At 59.6% G+C, this 24,806-nt stretch carries 22 protein-coding genes; 16 read left to right on the top strand and 6 right to left on the bottom strand.

Annotation, left to right across the window (positions count from 1 at the left end):
• The first annotated feature begins 99 nt into the window (after window positions 1-99).
• The 3 genes from rarD (at window position 100) to JOE39_RS17430 (ending at window position 1,907) form a co-directional block, all read left to right on the top strand.
• Window positions 100-987 (top strand): EamA family transporter RarD, encoded by an 888-nt coding sequence (gene rarD, locus JOE39_RS17420; RefSeq protein ID WP_210078539.1) that lies wholly within the window; start codon window positions 100-102, stop codon window positions 985-987.
• A 264-nt stretch (window positions 988-1,251) separates the two neighbouring features.
• Window positions 1,252-1,605, top strand: a complete 354-nt coding sequence (locus JOE39_RS17425; protein ID WP_024649925.1) for a type II toxin-antitoxin system RelE/ParE family toxin — start codon at window positions 1,252-1,254, stop codon at window positions 1,603-1,605.
• Window positions 1,605-1,907 carry an XRE family transcriptional regulator gene (locus JOE39_RS17430; protein WP_003393594.1) on the top strand — a complete coding sequence of 101 codons (303 nt, stop codon included), beginning with the start codon at window positions 1,605-1,607 and terminating at the stop codon, window positions 1,905-1,907. The genes JOE39_RS17425 and JOE39_RS17430 overlap by 1 nt, the downstream gene beginning before the upstream one ends.
• A 19-nt stretch (window positions 1,908-1,926) precedes the next feature.
• Here JOE39_RS17430 and JOE39_RS17435 read toward each other — a convergent pair whose 3' ends face one another.
• Window positions 1,927-2,445, bottom strand: coding sequence for an ACT domain-containing protein (locus JOE39_RS17435; protein WP_046266869.1), 519 nt, complete (start codon window positions 2,443-2,445; stop codon window positions 1,927-1,929).
• Between the two features lie 323 nt (window positions 2,446-2,768).
• On the opposite strand from JOE39_RS17435, the gene JOE39_RS17440 reads away from it, so the two are divergent.
• Window positions 2,769-4,946 (top strand): malate synthase G, encoded by a 2,178-nt coding sequence (locus tag JOE39_RS17440; protein WP_210078538.1) that lies wholly within the window; start codon window positions 2,769-2,771, stop codon window positions 4,944-4,946.
• 66 nt (window positions 4,947-5,012) lie between these two features.
• Here the strand turns inward: JOE39_RS17440 and JOE39_RS17445 are convergent, their stop codons facing one another.
• Complete coding sequence (locus JOE39_RS17445; RefSeq protein ID WP_003316174.1) at window positions 5,013-5,459, bottom strand: response regulator; 447 nt, start codon at window positions 5,457-5,459, stop codon at window positions 5,013-5,015.
• Window positions 5,460-5,690: 231 nt separating this feature from the next.
• On the opposite strand from JOE39_RS17445, the gene JOE39_RS17450 reads away from it, so the two are divergent.
• Together JOE39_RS17450 and JOE39_RS17455 are read left to right on the top strand one after the other, a co-directional pair.
• On the top strand, window positions 5,691-7,625 hold the full coding sequence (locus JOE39_RS17450; protein WP_210078671.1) for a DUF294 nucleotidyltransferase-like domain-containing protein: 1,935 nt from the start codon (window positions 5,691-5,693) through the stop codon (window positions 7,623-7,625).
• Window positions 7,622-8,335, top strand: coding sequence for a 3'-5' exonuclease (locus JOE39_RS17455; RefSeq protein WP_024961459.1), 714 nt, complete (start codon window positions 7,622-7,624; stop codon window positions 8,333-8,335). The genes JOE39_RS17450 and JOE39_RS17455 overlap by 4 nt, the downstream gene beginning before the upstream one ends.
• Before the next feature lie 25 nt (window positions 8,336-8,360).
• Here JOE39_RS17455 and JOE39_RS17460 read toward each other — a convergent pair whose 3' ends face one another.
• Together JOE39_RS17460 and JOE39_RS17465 are read right to left on the bottom strand one after the other, a co-directional pair.
• Entirely contained in the window at window positions 8,361-8,663 is a 303-nt protein-coding gene (locus JOE39_RS17460) for a cell division protein ZapA (protein WP_003316170.1), read from the bottom strand.
• Entirely contained in the window at window positions 8,660-8,893 is a 234-nt protein-coding gene (locus JOE39_RS17465) for a hypothetical protein (RefSeq protein ID WP_003316169.1), read from the bottom strand. Before JOE39_RS17465 ends, JOE39_RS17460 begins: the two co-directional genes overlap by 4 nt.
• A 411-nt stretch (window positions 8,894-9,304) precedes the next feature.
• On the opposite strand from JOE39_RS17465, the gene JOE39_RS17470 reads away from it, so the two are divergent.
• Window positions 9,305-10,930, top strand: a complete 1,626-nt coding sequence (locus tag JOE39_RS17470) for a methyl-accepting chemotaxis protein (protein ID WP_003422609.1) — start codon at window positions 9,305-9,307, stop codon at window positions 10,928-10,930.
• A gap of 410 nt (window positions 10,931-11,340) precedes the next feature.
• Here the strand turns inward: JOE39_RS17470 and JOE39_RS17475 are convergent, their stop codons facing one another.
• Window positions 11,341-11,799: a transposase gene (locus JOE39_RS17475; protein ID WP_024665607.1), complete on the bottom strand. Its 459-nt coding sequence runs from the start codon at window positions 11,797-11,799 to the stop codon at window positions 11,341-11,343.
• Between the two features lie 124 nt (window positions 11,800-11,923).
• Entirely contained in the window at window positions 11,924-13,027 is a 1,104-nt protein-coding gene (locus JOE39_RS17480; RefSeq protein WP_003402189.1) for a GlxA family transcriptional regulator, read from the bottom strand.
• A gap of 782 nt (window positions 13,028-13,809) precedes the next feature.
• On the opposite strand from JOE39_RS17480, the gene JOE39_RS17485 reads away from it, so the two are divergent.
• The 9 genes from JOE39_RS17485 (at window position 13,810) to purU (ending at window position 24,694) form a co-directional block, all read left to right on the top strand.
• Window positions 13,810-14,757 (top strand): choline ABC transporter substrate-binding protein, encoded by a 948-nt coding sequence (locus JOE39_RS17485; protein WP_003393608.1) that lies wholly within the window; start codon window positions 13,810-13,812, stop codon window positions 14,755-14,757.
• A 64-nt stretch (window positions 14,758-14,821) separates the two neighbouring features.
• Window positions 14,822-15,670 (top strand): choline ABC transporter permease subunit, encoded by an 849-nt coding sequence (choW, locus tag JOE39_RS17490; RefSeq protein WP_170855970.1) that lies wholly within the window; start codon window positions 14,822-14,824, stop codon window positions 15,668-15,670.
• Window positions 15,667-16,845, top strand: coding sequence for a choline ABC transporter ATP-binding protein (choV, locus tag JOE39_RS17495; protein ID WP_016569181.1), 1,179 nt, complete (start codon window positions 15,667-15,669; stop codon window positions 16,843-16,845). Before choW ends, choV begins: the two co-directional genes overlap by 4 nt.
• A gap of 260 nt (window positions 16,846-17,105) precedes the next feature.
• Window positions 17,106-18,359 (top strand): serine hydroxymethyltransferase, encoded by a 1,254-nt coding sequence (gene glyA, locus JOE39_RS17500; protein WP_010407077.1) that lies wholly within the window; start codon window positions 17,106-17,108, stop codon window positions 18,357-18,359.
• 17 nt (window positions 18,360-18,376) lie between these two features.
• Window positions 18,377-19,627, top strand: coding sequence for a sarcosine oxidase subunit beta family protein (locus JOE39_RS17505; RefSeq protein ID WP_003316161.1), 1,251 nt, complete (start codon window positions 18,377-18,379; stop codon window positions 19,625-19,627).
• Between the two features lie 15 nt (window positions 19,628-19,642).
• Window positions 19,643-19,939: a sarcosine oxidase subunit delta gene (locus tag JOE39_RS17510; protein WP_003316160.1), complete on the top strand. Its 297-nt coding sequence runs from the start codon at window positions 19,643-19,645 to the stop codon at window positions 19,937-19,939.
• Window positions 19,936-22,956 (top strand): sarcosine oxidase subunit alpha, encoded by a 3,021-nt coding sequence (locus JOE39_RS17515; RefSeq protein WP_016569183.1) that lies wholly within the window; start codon window positions 19,936-19,938, stop codon window positions 22,954-22,956. Before JOE39_RS17510 ends, JOE39_RS17515 begins: the two co-directional genes overlap by 4 nt.
• Window positions 22,957-23,006: 50 nt before the next feature.
• Window positions 23,007-23,639 (top strand): sarcosine oxidase subunit gamma family protein, encoded by a 633-nt coding sequence (gene soxG / locus JOE39_RS17520; RefSeq protein ID WP_003420019.1) that lies wholly within the window; start codon window positions 23,007-23,009, stop codon window positions 23,637-23,639.
• A 197-nt stretch (window positions 23,640-23,836) separates the two neighbouring features.
• On the top strand, window positions 23,837-24,694 hold the full coding sequence (gene purU, locus JOE39_RS17525) for a formyltetrahydrofolate deformylase (protein WP_003319123.1): 858 nt from the start codon (window positions 23,837-23,839) through the stop codon (window positions 24,692-24,694).
• Window positions 24,695-24,806 lie beyond the last annotated feature (112 nt).

The following is a 24,806-nucleotide window of genomic DNA, read 5'->3' on the forward strand; positions in this document are numbered from 1 at the left end:
GTATAACATCGAGCGCTCCAGCGTCAGTACAATCAAAACCATCCACCGCATCACCCCATAATAAAACCGGAATTTTCTGTATTAAAGGGACGACGCTCCATGCAAGCTGCCAATCCACGCCGTGGATACATTCTGGGCCTGAGTGCTTACATCATCTGGGGCCTGTTCCCCATCTACTTCAAAGCCATCGCCGCGGTTCCGGCCATCGAGATCATCATCCATCGCGCGCTCTGGTCGGCGCTGTTCGGCTCGATTGTGCTGATGTTCTGGAAACATCCCGGCTGGTGGCGCGACCTGCGCAACAATCCGCAACGCCTGGCCGTGCTGGCATTGAGCGGTACGCTGATCGCTGCGAACTGGATCGTCTATGTCTGGGCGGTGAACAACGGACGCATGCTTGAGGCCAGCCTGGGCTATTACATCAACCCATTGGTCAATGTGCTGCTCGCCATGTTGCTGCTGGGCGAGCGCCTCAGACGCCTGCAAATGCTGGCGGTCGCCTTCGCCGCCATTGGTGTTGCCCAGCATGTCTGGCACGTTGGCAGCCTGCCGTGGGTGTCACTGGCGCTGGCGCTGACCTTCGCGTTCTACGGGCTGATCCGTAAAAAAGCCCCGGTCGCCGCCCTCCCCGGCCTGGTGGTGGAAACCTGGATGCTTGTACCACTGGCGCTGATCTGGCTGACGCTCAACCCGACGGCCGTGAGCGCCCAGCCAGAATTCTGGACCACGACTCAAGCGATCTGGCTCGCCGCTGCCGGCCCGGTCACGCTGGTACCGCTGGTGTGCTTCAACGCCGCCGCACGCCATCTGCCTTTCACCACCCTGGGCTTCCTGCAGTACATCGCGCCCACGCTGGTACTGCTGTTGGCCGTGCTGCTGTATGGCGAACACCTGACCACCAGCACCATCATCACCTTCGCCTTCATCTGGACGGGGCTGGCCATCTACAGTGTGGATATCTGGCTGAACTCCCGCAGCCGTCACTGATCAAAAAACAGTCAACACCTCGCAGACCGCGCAGCACGTGGGCTGCAAGAGGTTCTCCAAAGGTTATCCACAGGCAGACTGACCTTATCTGTGCACAAGCCCTTGAAACTGTTGAATTTTTGATCAATACACGCCAGGCCACGGCGGGTGTGGCGCGCAAGGCTATTCCCCCAGGTTATCCACAGGCAGGTGCACGATTAACTTGGATAACCCGGATACCTTTCCAAGTATTGAATTATGCACATTTTTTGGTACACTCCAGATATGAGTAATCTCCCACCCACTTTGACCGTCAAGTTTTTCCGGACCGAAACAGGCAATGAACCTGTACGTGAATGGCTGATCGATCTGCCACGCGATGATCGTAAGGCAGTCGGCACTGACATCAAGACGGTCCAGTTCGGATGGCCAATAGGTATGCCTGTGGTCCGTAAAATGGAGCCAGACCTTTGGGAAGTCAGAATAGATTTGAAGGAAAAGATTGCACGAGTACTGTTTACCGTCGAAGCCCGCACAATGGTTTTGCTTCATGGCTTCATCAAAAAAAGTGAAAAAACTCCCGCGTCCGATCTGGAAACTGCCAGACAGCGCAAGGCAGCACTGAAGAGGAAAAGGTAATGAACGAGCACATTGGCTCCGACTTCGATGACTTCCTTGCCGAGCAAGGTTTTGCCGAGGAGGTTTCTGCCGCAGCTCTGAAGCGAGTCATCTCTTGGCAGATCGCCGAAGTCATGAAACAGCAAAAGGTGACCAAGAAGGCTCTTGCCGAGCGTATGCACACAAGCCGGACGGCAGTGGACAGGGCTCTGGATCAAAACGATCCAGGAATGACTCTTGCGACGCTGGCCAGCGCAGCAAGAGCGCTGGGGCAACGTGTAGAAGTCAGGCTGGTACCAGAGCGAGAAGCAGTCCACAACTGAATAAAACCAGTCGTCGGGCTTACTCCTTGGCTCCCAGCACCAACTCCACCATCAAATCATCCGCCAGGGTCTCGAGCGCCATCTGCAGGTCATCCAGTGACAATTCCTGCGGGACGCCCAGCACTGCTTTGGCCTGGAACAGCAGTTCGCTGCTCATGGGCGCAGGGGACACGTCGGTGATCAGGTGTTCGACGTTGACGCCCTGCCCGGCCAGCAAACGGGTGATGTCGCGCACGATGCCGGGGCGGTCGTTGCCGACCAGTTCCATGCTGATCAGGCGGGTGGTATCGGACGTCTCGACCACGCTCTCGGCCAGCAACATGCGGATGCCATGGGCTGACAGGCCGTTCAGCGCTTTGATCAGGTCGTCATACTTTTCGGCCTCGACACCTACCTTGAGGATCCCGGCAAATTGCCCGGCCATGCGCGACATGCGGCTTTCCAGCCAGTTGCCGCCATGCTCGGCAATGCACCGCGCGATGCGTTCGACCTGGCCCGGTTTATCGGGGGCAACCAGCGTTACGACGAGATGATCCACGGTCAATTCCTCTTTCTGCACAGATGGTTTGGAGACAGCGTCGGTCATACCAGTATAGGCATCCCGGAGAGGCAGCTCGCACACGGTAAATCGTGTACCGTTTGCCACGCTTTATGGAACAATCCTGAATGCTTTTGGGAACACGCTGAATAATCATCGTGACCCGATATGAATATCCGGTCGTTTAGTGACATATTCAGCGACGTTTTCACGCGACGACGGCTCATGTAGTATCCCGAATCGCGCACTACATGACACCCGGATCAATAACAGAGCGCTCCCCGAGTGTGCTCGACCCTGCTGAGCAGAGTGAGGCAAGTGCAATGACTGAGTACGTTCAAGTCGGTGACCTGCAAGTCGCCAGAGTCCTGTTCGACTTCGTGCAGAACGAAGCCACCCCCGGAACCGGCGTCGACGCCACTGCGTTCTGGGCCGGTGCAGACAAACTGATCCATGACCTTGCGCCGAAGAACAAGGCACTGCTCGCCAAACGTGATGAGTTACAGGCGAAAATCGACGCCTGGCACCAGTCGCATGCAGGGCAGGCTCACGACGCCTCGGCCTACAAAGCCTTCCTTCAAGAGATTGGCTACCTGCTGCCAGAAGCAGCGGACTTCCAGATCACCACGCAAAACGTCGATGAAGAAATCGCCACCATGGCGGGTCCGCAACTGGTCGTGCCGGTGATGAACGCCCGGTTTGCGCTCAATGCGTCAAACGCCCGCTGGGGTTCGCTGTATGACGCGCTCTACGGCACCGACGCCATCAGCGAAGCAGGTGGCGCGGAAAAGGGTAAAGGCTACAACAAGGTGCGTGGCGACAAAGTGATTGCTTTCGCTCGTGCCTTTCTCGATCAGGCAGCGCCTCTGTCAGCAGGTTCACATGCCGACTCGACGGCTTATAAGCTGATCGACGGCAAGCTGGTCGTCAGTCTCAAGGGTGGCAGCAATACCGGCCTGCACGATGACGCCCAACTTGTGGGTTTTCAAGGCGATGCCCTGGCGCCGTTTGCCTTGCTGCTCAAGCACAACGGTCTGCACTTCGAACTGCAGATCGACGCCGCCAGCCCGGTCGGTCAGACCGATCCGGCGGGCGTGAAAGACATTCTCATGGAAGCTGCGCTGACCACTATCATGGACTGCGAAGACTCCATCGCCGCTGTGGATGCCGACGACAAAGTGGTCGTCTACCGCAACTGGCTGGGCCTGATGAAGGGCGATCTGGCCGAGTCGGTGTCCAAGGGCGGAGAAACCTTTACCCGCACCATGAACCCGGACCGCGTCTATACCACGCCAGAGGGCGGCGAAGTCACGCTGCACGGTCGCTCGCTGTTGTTCATTCGCAACGTGGGCCACTTGATGACCATCGATGCGATTCTCGACAAACACGGCAACGAAGTGCCGGAAGGCATTCTCGATGGGCTGCTGACCAGCCTCGCCGCCATCCACAACCTCAACGGCAACACCTCGCGCAGCAACAGCCGCAGCGGCTCGATGTACATCGTCAAACCGAAGATGCACGGCCCGGAGGAAGCGGCATTCACCAACGAACTGTTCGAGCGTATCGAGCAGGTGCTGGGCTTGCCGCGTAACACCTTGAAGGTCGGGATCATGGACGAGGAGCGCCGCACTACGGTCAACCTCAAAGCCTGCATTCAGGCCGCCAGCGAGCGCGTGGTGTTCATCAACACCGGCTTCCTCGACCGCACCGGTGACGAAATCCATACCTCCATGGAAGCGGGTCCGGTGGTGCGCAAGGCCCAGATGAAAGCCGAGAAGTGGATCGCTGCTTACGAGAACTCCAACGTCGACATCGGCCTGAAATGCGGCCTGCAAGGTCGCGCACAGATCGGCAAAGGCATGTGGGCCATGCCGGACCTGATGGCGGCGATGCTGGAGCAGAAAATCGCTCATCCACTGGCGGGTGCGAACACAGCCTGGGTCCCCTCGCCTACCGCGGCTGCGCTGCACGCCATGCATTATCACAAAGTCGACGTGTTCGCCCGTCAGGCCGAACTGGCGAAGCGCGAGCAAGCCTCGGTGGATGACATTCTGACCATTCCGCTGGCACCGAACACTGACTGGACCCCGGAAGAAATCCAGAACGAACTGGACAACAACGCACAAGGCATTCTTGGCTATGTCGTGCGCTGGATCGATCAAGGCGTGGGGTGTTCGAAAGTACCGGACATCAACGACATCGGCCTGATGGAAGACCGCGCCACGCTGCGCATCTCCAGCCAGCACATGGCCAACTGGCTGCGTCATGGTGTCGTCAGCGAAACTCAGGTTCTGGAAAGCCTCAAGCGCATGGCCCCGGTGGTGGATCGCCAGAACGCCAACGACCCGCTGTATCACCCGCTGGCACCCGACTTCGACAACAACATCGCCTTCCAGGCGGCGGTCGAACTGGTGATCGAAGGCACGCGACAGCCTAATGGCTATACCGAGCCGGTACTGCATCGTCGCCGTCGGGAGTTCAAGGCCATCAACGGCCTGTAACGCGTCGCACACCTTCCTTGCAGGTTCTGGTCCTAGCCGGACCAGAACCTGCAACGGCTCACCGCCTCAACTTATCCCCAATTCCCGCTTGACCAGCTTCACCAACTGCCTGGTATTGAGCGGTTTGAGAAGGAAGTCCACCACGTTCAGGTGCATGGCATCGATGGCATCGCGCACGTTGGCGTCGCCGGAAACAATGATGATCGGCAGTTCGGCGCGGTCCGACTCTCGAACCTTGCGAATCAGATCCAGCCCGTCAAAAGGAGCCATCCGCAGGTCGGTGATCAGCAGTCCGATGGACTGACGCGAGTGGATCATCTGGAGCGCAGTATCGCCACCGGGCGCGGTCATGCAGCTGATGTCATTGAGGCTCAGAATTTCGGCCAGCAGTTCGCGCGCGTCGCTGTCGTCATCGACGATCAGGACCCGTTGCGGGGCGCTGCGGTCGGGCGTGAGCATGACCTCATGGAGGGCATCGCGCTCATCGTCGCTCAGAATATCGTGGTCAATCATTGCAGTCTCATCATTCCCTGAACTAATCCGACAGCAGATACGGGTCAATCTGCGATGCATTTCGTCGGCATCCTGGCCAGTCTTCGCTCGCAATCCATTGCGCTCGTCAAATCAGTTATGTCGCAAGCAGCACGGCGGTGTCACGGGGTTCAAGGTAAGACTTACGTCCAATGGGCACCTGGCTGCAAGCGGCCGACCATGAGCACCAATAACAAGAACGCGGAACAGGCCATGAGCAAGGCAGATGCTTTCACCCAGGCAGGCAAGACAGCCGTGCTGCAGAACATACACGGCACCATGCAGTTTCTGCAAAAATTCCCGCCGTTCAATCAGATGGAAAACGCTCATCTGGCGTATCTGGTCGAGCAGTGTCAGCTGCGCTTCTACGCTGCAGGTGAAAGCATCATCAAGCCTGGCGACGGGCCGGTGGAGCACTTTTACATCGTCAAGCAGGGTCGCATCGTCGGCGAGCGTCCGCATTCTGCCAAAGGCGGTACGGAAACGACATTTGAAATAACCACAGGCGAGTGTTTTCCGCTCGCAGCCCTGCTCGGCGAGCGCGCCACGCGCACCGAGCATCTGGCTGCCGAGGACACCTTCTGCCTACAGCTGAACAAGCAGGCGTTCATCAAACTGTTCGCGCTTTCCACAACCTTTCGCGACTTTGCCCTGCGCGGTGTCAGCAGCTTGCTGGACCAAGTCAATCAACAGGTCCAGCAGCGCGCTGTCGAAACCCTCGGCACGCAGTACTCTTTGAACACCCGGCTGGGTGAACTTGCCATGCGCCATCCGGTGATGTGCAGCCCGGAAACGCCCATGCGCGACGCCGTGCGGCTGATGCACGAGCAGCAAGTAGGCAGCATCGTGATTGTCGACGAGCGGCAGTCGCCGCTGGGGATCTTTACCCTGCGCGACCTGCGTGAGGCGGTTGCCGATGTGAATGCCGACTTCAGCGCGCCGGTCAGGCACACCATGAGCCTGTCGCCTTTCCACCTGAGCCCGGACGCCAGTGCCTTCGACGCCGCCATCGCCATGACCGGTCGGCACATCGCCCACGTGTGCCTGGTCCGCGACGGGCGATTGTGCGGCGTGGTGTCGGAGCGGGATCTGTTTTCCCTGCAACGGGTCGACCTGGTGCACCTGGCGCGGACCATCCGCAACGCGCCACGTATTGAAGTGCTCGCCGGCTTGCGGGGCGATATCGTCCAGTTGGTCGATCGCATGCTCGCCCACGGCGCGTCTTCAACCCAGATAACCCAGATCATCACCCTACTCAACGACCACACCGTATGCAGGGTGATCGAGCTGACGCTTGCAGAGAAAGGCGACCCTGGCATTGCCTTCAGCTGGCTGTGCTTTGGCAGCGAAGGCCGTCGCGAGCAGACGCTGCATACCGATCAGGACAACGGCATTCTGTTCGAAGCGCGTGATGCAGCCGAGGCAGAGCAGATTCGCAACGTACTGCTGCCGATTGCCGAACGCATCAATCAGAACCTCGCGCAGTGCGGTTTTACCCTGTGCAAGGGCAACATCATGGCCGGCAACCCCGAACTGTGCCTGTCCCGACTCGAATGGTCGCAGCGCTTCTCGACGTTTATTCGCGAGGCGACGCCGGAGAACCTGCTGGCCTCGAGTATCTATTTCGATCTGCGCGTGGTCTGGGGTGATGAAAGCAGCGGCGAGCAACTGCGCCGCAGCATTCTCGATCAGGTCGCAGATAACCGGCTGTTCCAGCGCATGATGGCTGACAACGCATTGCGCCAGCGTCCGCCAGTGGGTCGTTTCAAGGATTTCGTACTGGCCCGCAAAGGCAGTGAAAAGGACACCCTGGACCTCAAGGTCGAAGGCCTGACGCCCTTCGTCGACGGGGCGCGCCTGCTGGCGCTGGCCAACGGTATCGGCGTGAGCAACACGCAGGAACGCTTGCGCCAGCTGGTCGAGCGCGAAGTCATCGACCCGCTTGACGGTGCCGCGTATGAAGAGGCTTATCACTTCATTCAGCAGACTCGCATGCAGCAGCACCAACTGCAGAGCCGCCAGAACCTGGCGTATTCCAACCGCATCGACCCCGACACACTCAACCATCTGGACCGGCGCATTCTGCGCGAATCGTTTCGCCAGGCGCAGCGATTGCAAACCAGCCTGACCCTGCGTTATCAACTATGAACCTGTTCGAATGGCTCAAACCACGGCCGAAAAAGACACCCTTGCACGCGCATCAACTGGATCGCCTGGAGCGGCTGCCGGTGTGCGCGAACCTCAGCGACCGGTCACTGCGTGAACAGCGCTGGGTCGTGCTCGACCTGGAAACTAGCGGCCTGAATATGAACCGTGATCAGGTGCTGTCCATTGGTGCGGTGGTGATTGAAGACGGCGCCATCGATCTGGGCCAGCAGTTCGAGCGCACGCTATTGCGCGTCGACCACAAGATCAGTCCGGCCGTTCTGATTCATGGGCTGGCGCCTAGCGCGATTGCCGCTGGCAGTGAGCCGGTCGAAGCCTTGCTGGACTTCATGGAGTTCGTCGGTGACAGCCCGATTCTCGGCTTTCATGCGCCATTCGATCAGCACATGCTGTCACGCGCCTTGAAGGAAAGCCTGGGCTATCGCTTGCAGCATGCGTTTTTCGACGTCGCCGAAATAGCCCCGATGCTATGCGAACACGCCAACCTGCGTCATGCCGGGCTGGATGACTGGACTCGTTTCTTTGGTCTGCATGCCGAAGAGCGTCACCATGCCAGCGCCGATGCGCTGGTCACCGCAGAACTGGCGCTGATTCTGTTCAGCCACGCCCGTCGTCAGCAGATCGACAGCCCCTTGCGGCTGGAGGAAGCACTCGGGCAGTGGCGCAGGCGCAGACAGTCGCATTCGTTCTGACTGCGACTGCGTCAGCGCATCACGTTCAGTTCGGGGCGATGGTCTTGGCGATCACATCCACCGTCGCTTCGACCTGCTCCCGGTAGCGCTTGAGCTCGACCTTGTGCAGTTGCTCAAGCTCGATCTGCTGCGAACACAGATTCAACGCCGCGAGTACCAGCAGACGGTCACCGATCAACGTCGGGTATTTGCGCTTAGTGTCGGCCAGCGACGCATTGAGCATCGCAGCGGCCTTCATGAGCGTCAGGTCTTCGCCAGCCGGCGCCTTGACCGAGTACTCATTGCCCAGAATGGTGAGAACGGTTACACCGCTGCCATCGACGTTCATGCGCCGACAGCACTTGCGCTGGTCGCGCGATCAACCAGTGCCTGGATGCGCGCGGCAGTGCTGCCATGCTTCTCTTCCTGCTCCATCAGACTCAGTTGCAAGTTCTCGTTCTCGTCCTTGGCTTTTGCCAGCTCGGCACCGAGCTGTGCATTTGTTTCCTGAAGGGCCTGGTTCTGCTGCACCAGATCGCCGACAAGTTGTTCCAATTGGCTAAGGGAGGCTTCCAACATTTTGATTTCTCGAGCAAATTTCAACGGGCGCGTACGATAAAGAAAAGTCGCTGCGCATACCAGCGCTCACCGCTCTGTCATCACATCGACACATCGATAACGTAGACGCGTAGGGGGCTTGTGACTCCTTATTCGGTATCCGGTTCCTGCTGTTCGTCAGACCGTCTGAAACTGCGACAAATGCGCGCAGGCAATGGGCAGACTGCCATCTCGGAAAAAGCCTACGCCCCGTCTTTTCAAGGGCTTGCGCCCGACCCGGGAGAGAAATGAAGAAATCGTCACGATTAAGTCACGCCCAATACGTGCCTATCGGCTCAAGACTTTAGTCGCACGTCCGATAGGCACCCCACTTACGGCTTTATCCCCGTCTCTAAATCGCATGGAACGCGTCAATGACCCTGGAAGCTTTCTATGTCCCTGCGAAATATGAACATCGCGCCCCGAGCGTTTCTTGGTTTTGCCATGATCGGCACCCTCATGCTGATTCTGGGCGTCTTTGCACTGTCACAGATGAGCAAGATCCGCAGCGCCACCGAGGTGCTGGCCGACAGCAATGTGCCCAGCATCAAGAGCCTTGATCGCTTTGCTGAAGTCAGTATTCGTCTGCGGGTGCTGTCCTACCGATTGCTGGTCAACCGCGATCCGGAAACCCAGCAGAAAACCATCGAACTCATGGCGATGCGCAACAAGCAGATCACTGACGCTCAGGCCATTTACGAGAAGCTGATCAGCACCCCCGACGAGCGTAATCTCTATAGCCAGTACGTGCAGTTGCTGAGCCAGTATCGCCAGCTTGAAGACCGCCTGAAAACGCTGACCCGTGCCAACAACATCGACGAACTGCAGGGCTTGCTCAACAACGAAATGGTCAACAACTCCGACCAGATGAACGTTGTGCTGCGCAAGCTGGTGGATATCAATACGGCGCAGTTGAATGCGGTCAAAGAACAGGCCTCCATCGAGTATGACTCGGCATTCAACATGGTGATCGGACTGCTGATCGCTGCCACACTACTGACGATCGTGTTTGCCTGGATGCTGATCAAGAGCATTACCACACCGATCGCCACCGCACTGCTAGCAGCGGAGACCATTGCGCAAGGCAACCTGACCAAGCCGATCAGTATCGACGGCAGCGATGAAGCCGGTCGTCTGCTGCTGGCCATGAAAACCATGCAGGACAAGCTGCGCGATACCTTGCAGGGTATTTCCGGCTCGGCCACGCAACTGGCCTCGGCAGCCGAGGAGCTGAACGCCGTCACTGACGAAAGCGCACGCGGGCTGGTGCAGCAGAACGATGAAATAGAACAGGCTGCCACTGCGGTCAACCAGATGACCAGCGCCGTGGAAGAAGTGGCGCGCAACGCCACCAGCACCTCGCAGGCCTCGCGCAGCGCGGCGACCTCTGCAGGCGACGGCCGCGACCTGGTTCAGGAAACCGTCAGCGCCATCGAGCGCATGAGTGGCGACGTGCAGGGCACTGCCGAGCTGATCATCAGCCTGGCCAATGAGTCGCGTGATATCGGCAAGGTGCTCGACGTGATTCGCGGCCTGGCCGACCAGACCAACCTGCTGGCATTGAACGCCGCCATCGAAGCCGCACGTGCCGGTGAAGCTGGACGTGGTTTTGCCGTCGTCGCCGACGAAGTGCGTGCCCTGGCACACCGCACCCAGCAATCGACCAGCGAAATCGAACGCATGATCAGCAGCATTCAGACCGGCACGGAACAGGCCGTCAGCTCGATGCGCAACAGCACTGAACGCGCCGAATCGACCCTGAACATCGCCAAGGGCGCGGGCCAGGCACTGAACACCATCAACAGCGCGGTCGAAGAGATCAACGAACGTAACATGGTCATCGCCAGCGCCGCCGAAGAACAGGCACAGGTCGCCCGCGAAGTGGACCGCAACCTGGTCAACATCCGCGACCTGTCGGCACAATCCACCAACGGCGCCAACCAGACCAGCGCAGCCAGCACCGAGCTGTCACGCCTGGCAATCGACCTTAACGGCATGGTGGCGCGCTTCGCGCTTTGATGCTTGAAAACGGGCGTTTTATTTCCGGAAGCTATGTTGTGTGAAAGCCAGTCTTCGCGAACAAGTTCGCTCCTACGCCCTTCGGGCAGAAGCAAACCGTGATCCCTCAGCTTCTGGCCGCAGGCCGTAGGAGCGAACTTGTTCGCGAAAAACACTCACGCCCTACGGCAGAAGCAGACCGTGAACCCCCAGCTTCTGGCCGCAGGCCGTAGGAGCGAACTTGTTCGCGAAAAACACTCTCACGCCCTGCGGCAGAAGCAAACCGTGCCCCCCAGCTTCTGGCCGCAGGCCGCAGGAGCGAACTTGTTCACGAAAAATGCTCACGCCCTAAGGGCAGAAGCAAACCGTGATCCCTCAGCTTCTGGCCGCAGGCCGTAGGAGCGAACTTGTTCGCGAAAGCTGCCCGTGCCTCAAACCCAGATAGCATCCCACAGCGGGTAATCCCCAAGCTTTTTAACCAAGCCCGCACGTAAAGGGTTGGCCACTATATAACGGGCTATCGGCGCAATATCCTTTTCGTCGCGGATTGCTCTGTCGTGGTACCCGGATTGCCACAAAGCGTGACGACGGACACACCGTTTTCCAACTGCAATCGAGCTTCGAGCCTTTAATTGTTTCATCAGGCTGGGCAAATCACCGGCCTTGAGTTCAAAAAGCCAGTGGAGATGGTCAGGCATGACTACCCATGCCATAGACTTGACCAGCCCCTGCTCTTCGCAACGCTTCATTTCTCGTACGAGCAGCCGTCCCAGCTGCATTTCGGCGAACACAGGTACACGGCCCTTCGTCACTGAAGTGACCACGTAAATCTGACCGACTGCCGAGCATCTGCCTTTGCGCAGGTGTCGTGTCGTTGCGCAATCAGGCATTCCATCGCTCTCCAGAACCGGTTCAACGTTGAACCTTAGCGTCTGTAGGGCGATGAGCAGAGCGAATGTTTTACAGCCTGTGAGAGATGCTTTCTCGTCGTGGGCATTTGCAAACCGGACTTTTTTAAAGCCTCACACTCGCAAACGTCGACTCATTACGCGCCTGACTCAGTGCCGACATCGGCCCGGACAACGGGGCGAGCACCAGGGCCTGCGGGATTGGCATCATCGCGACCTGCTGTGCGGTGTTGGACCCTACGCGCTCGTCACGTGGCGGGATGCCGAAGTATTCGCGGTAGCATTTGGAGAAGTGCGGTGTCGACACGAAGCCGCACACCGATGCCACTTCGATGATCGACATCGGTGTCTGCTTGAGCAGCTGTCGGGCGCGAATCAGGCGCAGTTTCAGGTAGTAGCGCGAAGGCGAACAGTGCAGGTATTTCTGGAACAACCGCTCCAGCTGCCTGCGCGAAACGGCGACATACACAGCCAGTTCGTCAAGATCGATCGGCTCTTCAAGATTGGCTTCCATCAGCGCCACGATTTCCTGCAGCTTCGGCTGATTGGTGCCCAGCATGTGCTTGAGCGGCACGCGTTGATGGTCCTGTTCGTTGCGAATGCGCTCGTAGACGAACATCTCGGAAATGGCTGCCGACAACTCGCGTCCATGATCACGACTGATCAGGTGCAGCATCATGTCCAGCGGTGCGGTGCCGCCCGAGCTGGTGAAACGATTGCGGTCCAGCGTGAACAGCCGGGTGCTCATCGACACGCGCGGAAAGGCTTCCTGCATCGAGGCCAGACATTCCCAATGCACGCTGCACTCGAAACCATCCAGCAAACCCGCACACGCCAGCGCCCAACTGCCGGTGCACACGGCGCCCAGACGACGCGACTGACGCGCCTGGCCCTGTAGCCAGCTGACATGTTCACGCGTGACGGAGCGTTGAATACCGACACCGCCGCAGACGATGACGGTATCGAGCAAAGGAGCCTTGTGCATCGCCGCATCCGGCGTGATCTGCAGACCATCGCTGGCCCAGACCTGGCCGCCGTCGACACTCAGCGTGGTCCAGCGATACAACTCGCGACCCGACAGCTGGTTGGCCATGCGAAGGGGTTCTACCGCCGATGCGAGGGAGATCAGGGTGAAGTTATCCAGCAGCAGAAAGCCGATGGACTGTGGCGCGCGATTCTGGGGTTGAGTCCCTTGATTGAACGATGTCATCACACTATCTCCTCTCATATGGCATACGGTTGGCCCCAGTACAGGCTCTTGTTGTAGCCCTCGTCACTGAAGGCGCTGTGATGACATCGCAAATCCCATGCCGGAATTTGATCGCTCATTCAAGAACACCCGAAAGCGACGTCGCGAAGCGTCTAACCGGCTGCGACCCACTTACCTGTTTGCGACAGCGAGGCCGCGGATCGCGCAGCTCGATGAGCAGTTCGGTAGCACTTGACGGAAACGACCAAAGGGTCTTGTCACGCCGAGTGCTACTCAAGGCACACCTCGAGGAAACGCTGCGCAGGGTAGACGCTCGCGCTAAAAAGTGGCGGCCTGCAGGGCGCGTGATCGAAAAGCGCGCAGCCACCAAAAATGACACCCGACATGGCGTGACCACTGCCGGATCCGACCCGATAATGAACTTGTCGGCGTTACTCCCCTCCAAAACACCGCGTTCGCGCAGGCACCGACCTGCCAACCGACCGCTGCCGACCTGCGCAGCGACTGTGTAACGTACTGGCCGTTTTTTCGCAGTTCCGACACTGCAACCGGGCGTGCGTACGATGCAACGAATCTGTAAGCGACCTTGCGCGCACTGGATACGACGCCTCCTGCACTGGATACGACGCCCCCTGTAGGCGTTTGATTTTCCCTGTTACATGATCGGTTCCGACTCGATCGCCCGGCGCAGTGATGGAGCTTCGCGAAAAGCCTCGCCAACCCATAAGCCGCGTCAGCGTTCACCTGCTGATGACTAAAAGAAACTCACAGGAGTCCACCCCATGAAAGGTTCCAAATCGTTGCTGTTGGCCGCTACGCTCTGTATGCCGGTGCTAGCCCAGGCAGCCGAGCCAGAGGCCTGTCATACGGTCAACTTCTCCGATGTCGGCTGGACTGACATTACCGTCACCACTGCGGTAACCAGCGCCGTACTCGAGTCACTGGGTTACAAGACCAAAACCACCATGATTTCCGTACCGGTGACCTACAAGTCGCTGGCCGACGGCAAGAACATGGACGTGTTCCTCGGCAACTGGATGCCGACCATGGAAAACGACATCAAGCCCTATCGCGAAGCAGGGACCGTCGAAACCGTGCGTGCCAATCTGGAGAACGCCAAGTACACCCTCGCGGTGCCGGAAGCGCTTTACGACAAAGGTCTGCATGACTTCGCCGACATCACCAAATTCAAGAAGGAACTGGGCGGCAAGATCTACGGCATCGAGCCTGGCAATGACGGCAATCGCCTGATCCAGAGCATGATCGACAAGAACGCCTTCGGCCTCAAAGACGCAGGTTTCAAGGTCGTGGAATCCAGTGAAGCCGCAATGCTGTCGCAGGTCGACCGCGCCGTGAAACGCAAAAACGATGTGGTGTTCCTCGGTTGGGAACCGCACCCGATGAACACCCGTTTCAAGATGAAATATCTGACTGGCGGCGATGACTTCTTCGGCCCCAACTATGGCCAGGCGACGATCTACACCAACACCCGCAAAGGCTACAGTCAGGAGTGCAGCAACGTAGGTCAGCTGCTCAAGAATCTGTCCTTCACGCTGAACATGGAAAGCACCCTGATGGGTAACGTGCTGGACGACAAAATGAAGCCTGATGCAGCCGCCAAGGCGTGGATCAAGAAAAACCCTCAAGTACTCGACACCTGGCTCGCAGGCGTGACCACCGTCGATGGCAAGCCAGGCCTGGAGGCCGCCAAAGCCAAGTTGACCCAGTAAGCCGACAGCAGGCGGCGCTGACCCGCCTGCTGCCCTCTTCACCTTCCGCAAGCGGACACCCGAAATCATGCTGACTGACCATAAAATCCCTCTGGGCGAGTACATCGCCGCATTTGTCGATTGGTTGACGGCCAACGGCGCCGATTACTTCGACGCAATAGCCTCGACACTGGAAATGATGATCCACGGGTTCACTTTCGCGCTGACCTGGTTCAATCCATTCGTACTGATCGGCCTTATCGCAGCCCTCGCGCACTTCATCCAGCGCAAGTGGGGCCTGACGGTTTTCGTCATCCTTTCGTTTCTGCTGATCCTCAACCTGCATTACTGGCAGGAAACCATGGAAACCCTGGCGCAGGTGCTCTTCGCCACGCTGGTGTGTGTCGTCATCGGCGTGCCGCTGGGCATCATTGCCGCGCACAAGCCGCTGTTCTACACCATCATCCGGCCGATACTCGACCTGATGCAGACCGTGCCTACTTTCGTCTACCTGATTCCGACGCTCACGCTGTTTGGTCTGGGCGTGGTACCCGGCCTGATCTCGACGGTGGTTTTCGCCATTGCCGCGCCGATTCGCCTGACCTACCTGGGTATTCGCGATGTGCCTCAGGAGTTGCTGGATGCCGGCAAGGCCTTCGGCTCGTCACGTCGCCAGTTGCTGACGCGCATTGAACTGCCCTACGCGATGCCCAGCATTGCAGCCGGGATTACCCAGTGCATCATGCTGTCGCTGTCGATGGTGGTCATCGCGGCCCTGGTCGGTGCCGACGGCCTGGGCAAACCAGTGGTCAACGCGCTGAACACGGCCGACATCGCGCTCGGTTTCGAAGCCGGTCTGGCAATCGTATTGCTGGCCATCATGCTCGACCGCATCTGCAAACAACCCGAAGCCAAGGTAGGGTCCGACGCATGAGTATCATCAAATTCGACAAGGTAGACGTCATCTTCTCCAAGGACCCGCGTGAAGCCCTCAAGCTGCTCGACGAAGGCCTCACGCGTGACCAGATCCTCAAGAAAACCGGACAGATCGTCGGCGTCGAAAACGCCAGTCTGGACATCGAAAAAGGCGAAATCTGCGTCCTGATGGGCCTGTCGGGCTCCGGCAAATCCAGCCTGTTGCGCTGTATCAACGGCCTCAACACCGTCAGCCGTGGCTCACTGTTCGTCGAGCATGAAGGCTCGCAGATCAACATCGCCAACTGCAGCGCAGCCGAACTGAAAATGATGCGCACCAAGCGCATTGCCATGGTCTTCCAGAAGTTCGCCCTGATGCCTTGGCTGACGGTGCGCGAGAACATCAGCTTCGGCCTGGAGATGCAGGGTCGCCCCGAAAAGGAACGGCGCAAACTGGTGGATGAAAAGCTCGAACTGGTGGGCCTGACCCAATGGCGCAACAAGAAGCCCGACGAACTGTCTGGCGGCATGCAGCAACGAGTGGGCCTGGCGCGGGCACTGGCGATGGACGCCGACATCCTGCTGATGGACGAACCGTTCTCGGCGCTCGACCCCCTGATCCGCCAGGGGTTGCAGGACGAACTGCTCGCCCTGCAAACCAAGTTGAGCAAGACCATTGTGTTCGTCAGCCACGATCTGGATGAAGCACTGAAGCTCGGCAGCCGGATCGCTATCATGAAAGACGGCCGTATCGTGCAATACAGCGTGCCGGAGCAGATCGTGCTCAATCCGGCAGATGAATACGTGCGTACCTTCGTTGCACACACCAACCCGCTCAACGTGCTGTGCGGGCGCAGTCTGATGCGCACCGTCGACGAGTGCACCCACGTCAACGGTTCGGTGTGCCTGGACCCGAGCGGCGACTCATGGCTCGATCTGGCCGACGGCAACGTGATCAAAGGCGCGCGGCAAGGTGCTACGGCCCTCGATCTGCAGAACTGGGCCCCCGGTCAGGACGTCGCCACTCTGGATCGACGCCCTACGCTTGTGCATTCCAACATCGGCATGCGCGACGCGCTGCAGATCCGCTACCAGACCGGTAACAAACTGGTCCTGCAGGAAGGCAATAAAGTGGTCGGCATTCTGGGTGATACCGAGCTGTATCACGCGTTGCTGGGCAAAAACCACGGCTGACAAGGCCTGTAACCGACAAGCCCGCTCCACCGCGCTGGACTCATCCAGCCGGGAGCGGGCTTTTTTTCGTCCACAGCCTTGTCCCCCGGGTAACTCCCCTGCCGCTATTTCTGCTCCCTCAGCCCCCATGTCGTAAACGCACCTTTGTGTGGCGTCCATAGGCATTTGGCGTCTTCGGTGCGGCCCTACCATCGCTCTCAGAGGGCTCTGTTCCGCCCGAACGACAAGTCAGGCGCCGCGCCGCCGCTGGGAGATCCGCGATGTTCAGCAAGCAAGACCAGATCCAGGGTTATGACGATGCACTGCTGTCGGCGATGAACGCCGAGGAGCAGCGTCAGGAAGACCATATCGAGCTGATCGCCTCGGAGAACTACACCAGCAAACGCGTGATGCAGGCGCAGGGCAGCGGTCTGACCAACAAGTACGCAGAGGGCTATCCCGGCAAGCGTTACTACGGCGGTTGCGAGCACGTCGACAAGGTCGAGCAGCTGGCCATCGACCGCGCCAGACAGCTGTTTGGTGCCGACTACGCCAACGTTCAGCCACACTCCGGCAGTCAGGCCAACGCAGCGGTCTATCTGGCGCTGCTCCAGGCCGGCGATACCGTGTTGGGCATGAGCCTGGCGCATGGCGGCCACCTGACCCACGGTGCCAAGGTCAGCTTCTCGGGCAAGCTCTATAACGCCGTGCAGTACGGCATCGACACCGCGACCGGGCTGATCGATTACGACGAAGTCGAGCGCATTGCCGTCGAATGCCAGCCGAAAATGATCATTGCCGGGTTTTCGGCCTATTCCAAGACCCTCGACTTCCCGCGCTTCCGTGAAATCGCCGACAAGGTAGGCGCTTACCTGTTCGTCGACATGGCGCACGTCGCCGGTCTGGTTGCCGCCGGTCTTTACCCGAATCCGCTGCCCTACGCAGACGTAGTCACCACCACGACCCACAAGACCCTGCGCGGTCCACGCGGCGGCCTGATCCTGGCCAAGGCCAACGAAGAGCTGGAGAAGAAATTCAATTCCGCCGTCTTCCCCGGTGGTCAGGGCGGCCCGTTGATGCACGTCATCGCCGCCAAGGCCGTGTGTTTCAAAGAAGCCATGGAGCCCGCCTTCAAGGTCTATCAACAGCAGGTCATCGACAACGCGCAAGCGATGGCGCAGGTGTTCATCGATCGGGGCTTCGACGTGGTCTCCGGCGGCACCGACAACCATCTGTTTCTGGTCAGCCTGATCCGTCAGGGTCTGACCGGCAAGGACGCCGACGCAGCGCTCGGGCGTGCGCACATTACCGTCAACAAGAACTCGGTGCCCAACGACCCGCAGTCGCCGTTCGTGACGTCCGGCCTGCGCATCGGTACACCGGCTGTTACCACCCGCGGCTTCAAGGTGACCCAGTGCGTCGAGCTGGCAGGCTGGATCTGCGACATCCTCGACAACCTCGGTGATGCCGATGTCGAGGCCGACGTCGCCAGCCAGGTCGCCGCCCTGTGCGCCGATTTTCCGGTTTATCGCTGAGTCAGGAGTAGCCTCACATGCAGCATTACTCAGGCTTCGGCCTTCTCAAGCATTCCCTCAGCCACCATGAAAACTGGCAGCGCATGTGGCGCACGCCGACCCCGAAAAAGGTCTATGACGTGGTCATCGTCGGCGGCGGCGGGCACGGTCTGGCCACGGCCTATTATCTGGCCAAGGAGCACGGCATCACCAATGTGGCCGTGGTCGAGAAAGGCTGGCTGGGCGGCGGCAACACTGCGCGCAACACCACCATCGTGCGCTCCAACTACCTGTGGGACGAGTCGGCCCACCTCTATGAACACGCGATGAAACTGTGGGAAGGCCTGTCCCAAGACCTCAACTACAACGTCATGTTCTCCCAGCGCGGCGTTTACAACCTGTGCCACACCCTGCAGGACATGCGCGACTCCGAGCGCCGCGTCAGCGCCAACCGGCTTAACGGCGTGGACGGTGAATTGCTCAACGGTCAGCAGGTCGCCGAGGAAATCCCGTACCTGGACTGCTCGAAAAACACCCGTTACCCGATCATCGGCGCAACGGTCCAACGCCGTGGCGGCGTCGCCCGCCACGATGCGGTGGCCTGGGGCTTCGCCCGCGCGGCCGACGCGCTGGGCGTCGACCTGATTCAGCAGACCGAAGTCATCGGCTTTCGCAAGGAAAACGGCGTGTGCATCGGTGTGGAAACCAACAAGGGTTTCATCGGTGCAAAACGTGTTGGTGTGGTAACCGCCGGTAATTCCGGGCACATGGCCAAGCTGGCAGGCTTCCGTCTGCCTATCGAATCACACCCGTTGCAGGCACTGGTTTCCGAGCCGATCAAGCCGATTATCGACAGCGTCATCATGTCCAACGCGGTACACGGCTACATCAGCCAGTCCGACAAGGGCGACTTGGTGATCGGTGCCGGTATCGACAGTTGGGTCGGTTATGGCCAGCGCGGCTCGTACCCGGTGATCGAACACACCGTCCAGGCCATCGTCGAGATGTTCCCGGTGCTGTCCCGCGTGCGCATGAATCGTCAATGGGGCGGTATCGTCGACACCACGCCGGACGCCTGCCCGATCATTTCCAAGACCCCGGTGCCGAACATGTTCTTCAACTGCGGCTGGGGCACAGGCGGCTTCAAGGCCACGCCGGGCTCGGGCAACGTATTTGCCGCCAGTCTGGCCAAGGGCGAGATGCATCCGCTGGCCAAGCCGTTCTCCATCGACCGTTTCCACAACGGTGCACTCATCGACGAACACGGCGCTGCAGCCGTAGCCCACTAACAGGAGAACCCGACCATGCTGCATATCTTCTGTCCTCACTGTGGCGAACTGCGCTCCGAAGAGGAATTCCACCCGTCCGGTCAGGCGCACATCCCGCGCCCGCTGGACCCCGGTGCCTGCACCGATGAGCAATGGGGCGACTACATGTTCTTTCGCGATAACCCGCGCGGCCTGCATCACGAACTGTGGATACACGCCGCCGGTTGCCGCCAGTATTTCAACATGACGCGCAATACCGTGACCTACGAGATTCTCGAGACCTATCCGATCGGTACCAGGCCGCAGTTCACGGATCAGGGAGACAAGGTATGAGCCAGACCCATCGCCTGCCCAACGGCGGCCGTATCAATCGCAGCAAGGTGCTCAACTTTACCTTCAATGGCCAGACCTACCAGGGCTTTGAAGGTGACTCGCTGGCCTCTGCCCTGCTCGCCAACGGCGTCGATATCATCGGCCGCAGCTTCAAATACTCCCGCCCGCGCGGCATCTTCGCAGCGGGTTCGGAAGAGCCCAATGCCGTGCTGCAGATCGGCGCGACCGAAGCGACGCAGATCCCCAACGTGCGTGCCACGCAACAGGCGCTCTATGCCGGACTGGTGGCGACCAGCACCAACGGCTGGCCGAGCGTGAATACCGATGTCATGGGCATTCTGGGCAAGGTCGGCGGCAAGCTGATGCCGCCGGGTTTCTACTACAAAACCTTCATGTATCCGCAATCGTTCTGGATGACTTACGAGAAGTACATCCGCAAGGCTGCAGGCCTCGGTCGCTCGCCGACCGAGAACGACCCGGACAGCTACGATGCAATGAACCAGCACTGCGACGTGTTGATCGTCGGTGCGGGCCCGGCCGGTCTGGCCGCTGCCCTGGCAGCAGGTCGCAGCGGTGCCCGAGTGATCATTGCCGATGAACAGGAAGAGTTCGGCGGCAGCCTGCTCGACAGCCGTGAAAGCCTCGACGGCAAACCCGCCACTGAATGGGTGTCGACGGTCGTCGCCGAGCTGAAAAGCCTGCGCAACGTCACCCTGCTGCCACGTGCCACGGTCAATGGCTATCACGATCACAATTTCCTGACCATCCACGAGCGCCTCACCGACCACCTGGGTGATCGCGCGCCGATCGGCATGGTCCGCCAGCGCATGCACCGGGTACGTGCCAAACGTGTGGTGCTGGCCGCGGGTACTCACGAGCGTCCGCTGGTCTACGGCAACAACGATGTGCCCGGCAACATGCTGGCCGGTGCCGTATCGACTTACGTCCGTCGTTATGGCGTGGCGCCGGGCAAGAAACTGGTGCTTTCCACCAACAACGATCACGCTTATCGCGTCGCTCTGGACTGGCTCGACGCCAGCCTGCACGTGGTCGCGATTGCGGATGCACGGCATAACCCGCGCGGGCCGCTGGTTGAAGAAGCGCGGGCCAAAGGCATTCGCATCCTGACCGGCAGCGCGGTCATCGAGGCCCGCGGCAGCAAGCGCGTGACGGCTGCCCGCGTTGCCGCCATCGACCTCAAGACGCACAGCGTGACCAGCCCAGGCGAATGGCTTGAATGCGACATGGTTGCCAGCTCCGGCGGCTACAGCCCGATCGTGCACCTGGCCTCGCACCTGGGCGGCAAGCCGGTCTGGCGCGAGGACATACTCGGCTTCGTACCGGGCGAAGCACCACAGAAACGTATCTGCGTAGGCGGAGTCAACGGCGTCTACAGCCTGGCTGACAGCCTGGCCGATGGCTTCGAAGGCGGCGTGCGCGCTGCCAGTGAAGCGGGCTTCAAGGTGGTCGAAGGCGTGATGCCTAAAGCCCTCAGCCGTGCTGAAGAACCGACGCTGGCGCTGTTTCAGGTGCCGCACGAAAAAGGCACCGCACGGGCGCCCAAGCAGTTCGTGGACTTCCAGAACGACGTCACCGCCGCCGCCATCGAACTGGCAACCCGCGAGGGTTTCGAGTCGGTCGAGCACGTCAAGCGCTACACCGCGTTGGGTTTCGGCACCGATCAGGGCAAGCTGGGCAACGTCAACGGTCTGGCCATCGCCGCCCGTTCACTGAACGTGACGATCCCGGAAATGGGCACCACCATGTTCCGCCCCAACTACACGCCGGTGACCTTCGGCGCGATAGCCGGGCGTCATTGCAAACACATCTTCGAACCCGTGCGGTTCACCGCGCTGCACGCCTGGCATGTCAAAAACGGCGCCGAGTTCGAGGACGTCGGCCAATGGAAACGGCCGTGGTACTTCCCGAAAAACGGCGAAGACCTGCCCGCAGCCGTCGCTCGCGAATGCAAGGCGGTGCGCGACAGCGTTGGCCTGCTGGACGCTTCGACGCTGGGCAAGATCGATATTCAAGGCCCGGATGCACGCGAGTTCCTCAACCGCATCTACACCAACGCCTGGACCAAACTGGACGTCGGCAAGGCCCGCTATGGCCTGATGTGCAAGGAAGACGGCATGGTCTTCGATGACGGGGTCACTGCCTGTCTCGCTGACAACCACTTCCTGATGACCACCACCACGGGCGGCGCAGCGCGTGTCCTGCAATGGCTGGAAATCTATCAACAGACCGAATGGCCGGACCTGAAAGTGTATTTCACCTCAGTGACCGATCACTGGGCGACCCTGACACTGTCCGGCCCCAACAGCCGCAAGCTGCTCAGCGAAGTCACCGATATTGATCTGGGCCGTGAAGCCTTCCCGTTCATGACCTGGAAGGAAGGACTGGTCGCCGGTGTGCCGGCCCGGGTATTCCGTATCTCGTTTACCGGCGAGCTGTCCTACGAGGTCAACATTCAGGCCGACTACGCCATGGGCGTTCTGGAAAAGATCGCCGAGGCAGGCAAGCAGTACAACCTGACGCCTTACGGCACCGAGACCATGCACGTGCTGCGCGCAGAGAAGGGTTTCATCATCGTCGGTCAGGACACTGACGGCTCGATGACGCCCGACGACCTGAACATGGGCTGGTGTGTGGGCCGTACCAAACCGTTCTCCTGGATCGGCTGGCGCGGCATGAATCGCGAAGACTGCGTGCGTGAACAGCGCAAGCAACTGGTCGGCCTAAAGCCGGTGGACCCTGCCAAATGGCTGCCGGAAGGTGCGCAACTGGTCTTCGATACCAAACAGACGATTCCGATGAGCATGGTCGGCCACGTGACCTCCAGTTACGCGCACAACTCGCTGGGCTATTCGTTCGCGATGGGCGTGGTCAAAGGCGGCCTGGCGCGTATGGGCGAGCGAGTCTTCGCACCCTTGGCCGATGGCAGCGTGATCGAAGCCGAGATCGTTTCTTCGGTGTTCTTCGATCCGAAGGGCGAGCGGCAAAACATCGAGTAGCACGCGATGAGTCGATCATCCGCAGCACACAGAATTCAAGCAGGTGAATCATGAGCACAGCCAACGTTTACCAGCAGCGCCCGACCACCGACGTCAAAGCCGAGTCGCCGCTGTTCCATGCAAACCTCGACAGCCTGATTGGCAAGGGGCGCGCCAGCCCGGGGGTTTTCCTGCGCGAGAAAAAGCTGCTGGGGCACCTGACGATTCGTGGCAATGCCCACGATCCGGCCTTCGCCGCTGGCGTACACAAGGCGCTGGGCATGGAGCTGCCCGCCGCGCTGATGCTGGTCATCAACGGCGAAAGCTCACTGCAATGGCTTGGCCCGGATGAATGGCTGCTGATCGTGCCGAGCGGCGAAGAGTTCGCGGCAGAACAGAAGCTGCGTGACGAACTGAGCGGGCAGCACATCGCGATCGTCAATGTCAGCGGCGGGCAGTCGATTCTTGAACTGAGCGGGCCGAAGGTGCGCCAGGTACTGATGAAGTCCACCAGCTACGACGTGCACCCGGACAACTTCCCGGTGGGCAAGGCAGTCGGCACTGTGTTCGCCAAGTCGCAACTGGTGATCCGCCGGACCGGTGAAGAAACCTGGGAGCTGCTGGTCCGCCGCAGCTTCTCGGATTACTGGTGGCTGTGGCTGCAGGATGCGAGTGCCGAGTACGGGCTGAGTATTCAGGCGTGAAGCGCCGTGGACCTACCTCAGCGTCAGTCTTAATGAGGACTCCTGCTGGAGCATTGGCACGATAGCCGACACGGTGATTATCGTCCCCACGCTCCGCGTGGGAATGCAGTTCCGGACGCTCTGCGTCCTGCTTGAGCATGCTGGCTGACACTGTCAGTCAGATTTGCGGATAACGAATACTCTGGAGCATTCATTTAATGAGCCGCGCGCCCGATACATGGATTTTGACCGCCGACTGCCCCAGCATGCTGGGCACGGTAGACGCAGTGACGCGCTTTCTGTTCGAGCAGGGTTGCTACGTCACAGAACACCATTCCTTCGATGACCGCCTCTCGGGACGCTTCTTCATCCGTGTGGAGTTTCGTCAGCCTGAGGCTTTCGACGAACAGGGATTCAGGGCCGGGCTGAGTGAGCGCGGCGAAACGTTTGGCATGATCTTCGAACTCACGGCGCCCAACTACAGGCCAAAAGTCGTGATCATGGTCTCGAAAGCCGATCACTGCCTCAATGACCTGCTCTATCGCCAGCGTATCAATCAACTGTCCATGGACGTGGTCGCGGTGGTGTCCAATCACCCTGATCTTGAGCCACTGGCTGGCTGGCACGGCATTGCGTACTACCATTTCCCACTGGACCCCAACGACAAGCCCGCGCAGGAAGCCAAAGTCTGGCAGGTCATCGAAGAGTCTGGTGCAGAACTGGTGATTCTTGCCCGCTACATGCAGGTCCTGTCTCCGGACCTGTGTCGCAAGCTGGACGGCAAGGCGATCAATATCCACCACTCGTTACTGCCCGGTTTCAAAGGCGCCAAGCCTTACCATCAGGCTTACAACAAGGGGGTGAAGCTGGTCGGTGCCACGGCGCATTACATCAACAACGATCTGGACGAAGGTCCGATCATTGCCCAGGGCGTGGAAGTGGTCGATCACAGCCACTATCCCGAAGACCTGATCGCCAAGGGTCGAGACATCGAAGGACTGACACTGGCCCGCGCGGTGGGTTATCACATCGAACGGCGGGTGTTCCTCAACGCCAACAGGACGGTGGTTTTATAGGCGCAAGCTGCAAGCTGCAAGCTGCAAGCTGCAAGCGATCCGTATTTCTTGCCGCTTGAAGCTTGCAACTGTTCTTCTCTGCTCTAAATCTGTTTCACCACAATAAAAGCGA

This window comes from Pseudomonas sp. PvP100 (assembly GCF_017833055.1).
Taxonomy (GTDB): Bacteria; Pseudomonadota; Gammaproteobacteria; order Pseudomonadales; family Pseudomonadaceae; genus Aquipseudomonas; species Aquipseudomonas syringae.

What these genes read in the sequence shown, in the direction of transcription:
- rarD (WP_210078539.1), top strand. Translation starts at nt 100, where the DNA reads ATGCAAGCTGCCAATCCACGCCGTGGATACATTCTGGGCCTGAGTGCT.
- JOE39_RS17425 (WP_024649925.1), top strand. Translation starts at nt 1,252, where the DNA reads ATGAGTAATCTCCCACCCACTTTGACCGTCAAGTTTTTCCGGACCGAA.
- JOE39_RS17430 (WP_003393594.1), top strand. Translation starts at nt 1,605, where the DNA reads ATGAACGAGCACATTGGCTCCGACTTCGATGACTTCCTTGCCGAGCAA.
- JOE39_RS17440 (WP_210078538.1), top strand. Translation starts at nt 2,769, where the DNA reads ATGACTGAGTACGTTCAAGTCGGTGACCTGCAAGTCGCCAGAGTCCTG.
- JOE39_RS17445 (WP_003316174.1), bottom strand. Translation starts at nt 5,459, where the DNA reads ATGATTGACCACGATATTCTGAGCGACGATGAGCGCGATGCCCTCCAT.
- JOE39_RS17450 (WP_210078671.1), top strand. Translation starts at nt 5,691, where the DNA reads ATGAGCAAGGCAGATGCTTTCACCCAGGCAGGCAAGACAGCCGTGCTG.
- JOE39_RS17455 (WP_024961459.1), top strand. Translation starts at nt 7,622, where the DNA reads ATGAACCTGTTCGAATGGCTCAAACCACGGCCGAAAAAGACACCCTTG.
- JOE39_RS17460 (WP_003316170.1), bottom strand. Translation starts at nt 8,663, where the DNA reads ATGAACGTCGATGGCAGCGGTGTAACCGTTCTCACCATTCTGGGCAAT.
- JOE39_RS17465 (WP_003316169.1), bottom strand. Translation starts at nt 8,893, where the DNA reads ATGTTGGAAGCCTCCCTTAGCCAATTGGAACAACTTGTCGGCGATCTG.
- JOE39_RS17470 (WP_003422609.1), top strand. Translation starts at nt 9,305, where the DNA reads ATGTCCCTGCGAAATATGAACATCGCGCCCCGAGCGTTTCTTGGTTTT.
- JOE39_RS17475 (WP_024665607.1), bottom strand. Translation starts at nt 11,799, where the DNA reads ATGCCTGATTGCGCAACGACACGACACCTGCGCAAAGGCAGATGCTCG.
- JOE39_RS17480 (WP_003402189.1), bottom strand. Translation starts at nt 13,027, where the DNA reads ATGACATCGTTCAATCAAGGGACTCAACCCCAGAATCGCGCGCCACAG.
- JOE39_RS17485 (WP_003393608.1), top strand. Translation starts at nt 13,810, where the DNA reads ATGAAAGGTTCCAAATCGTTGCTGTTGGCCGCTACGCTCTGTATGCCG.
- choV (WP_016569181.1), top strand. Translation starts at nt 15,667, where the DNA reads ATGAGTATCATCAAATTCGACAAGGTAGACGTCATCTTCTCCAAGGAC.
- glyA (WP_010407077.1), top strand. Translation starts at nt 17,106, where the DNA reads ATGTTCAGCAAGCAAGACCAGATCCAGGGTTATGACGATGCACTGCTG.
- JOE39_RS17505 (WP_003316161.1), top strand. Translation starts at nt 18,377, where the DNA reads ATGCAGCATTACTCAGGCTTCGGCCTTCTCAAGCATTCCCTCAGCCAC.
- JOE39_RS17510 (WP_003316160.1), top strand. Translation starts at nt 19,643, where the DNA reads ATGCTGCATATCTTCTGTCCTCACTGTGGCGAACTGCGCTCCGAAGAG.
- JOE39_RS17515 (WP_016569183.1), top strand. Translation starts at nt 19,936, where the DNA reads ATGAGCCAGACCCATCGCCTGCCCAACGGCGGCCGTATCAATCGCAGC.
- soxG (WP_003420019.1), top strand. Translation starts at nt 23,007, where the DNA reads ATGAGCACAGCCAACGTTTACCAGCAGCGCCCGACCACCGACGTCAAA.
- purU (WP_003319123.1), top strand. Translation starts at nt 23,837, where the DNA reads ATGAGCCGCGCGCCCGATACATGGATTTTGACCGCCGACTGCCCCAGC.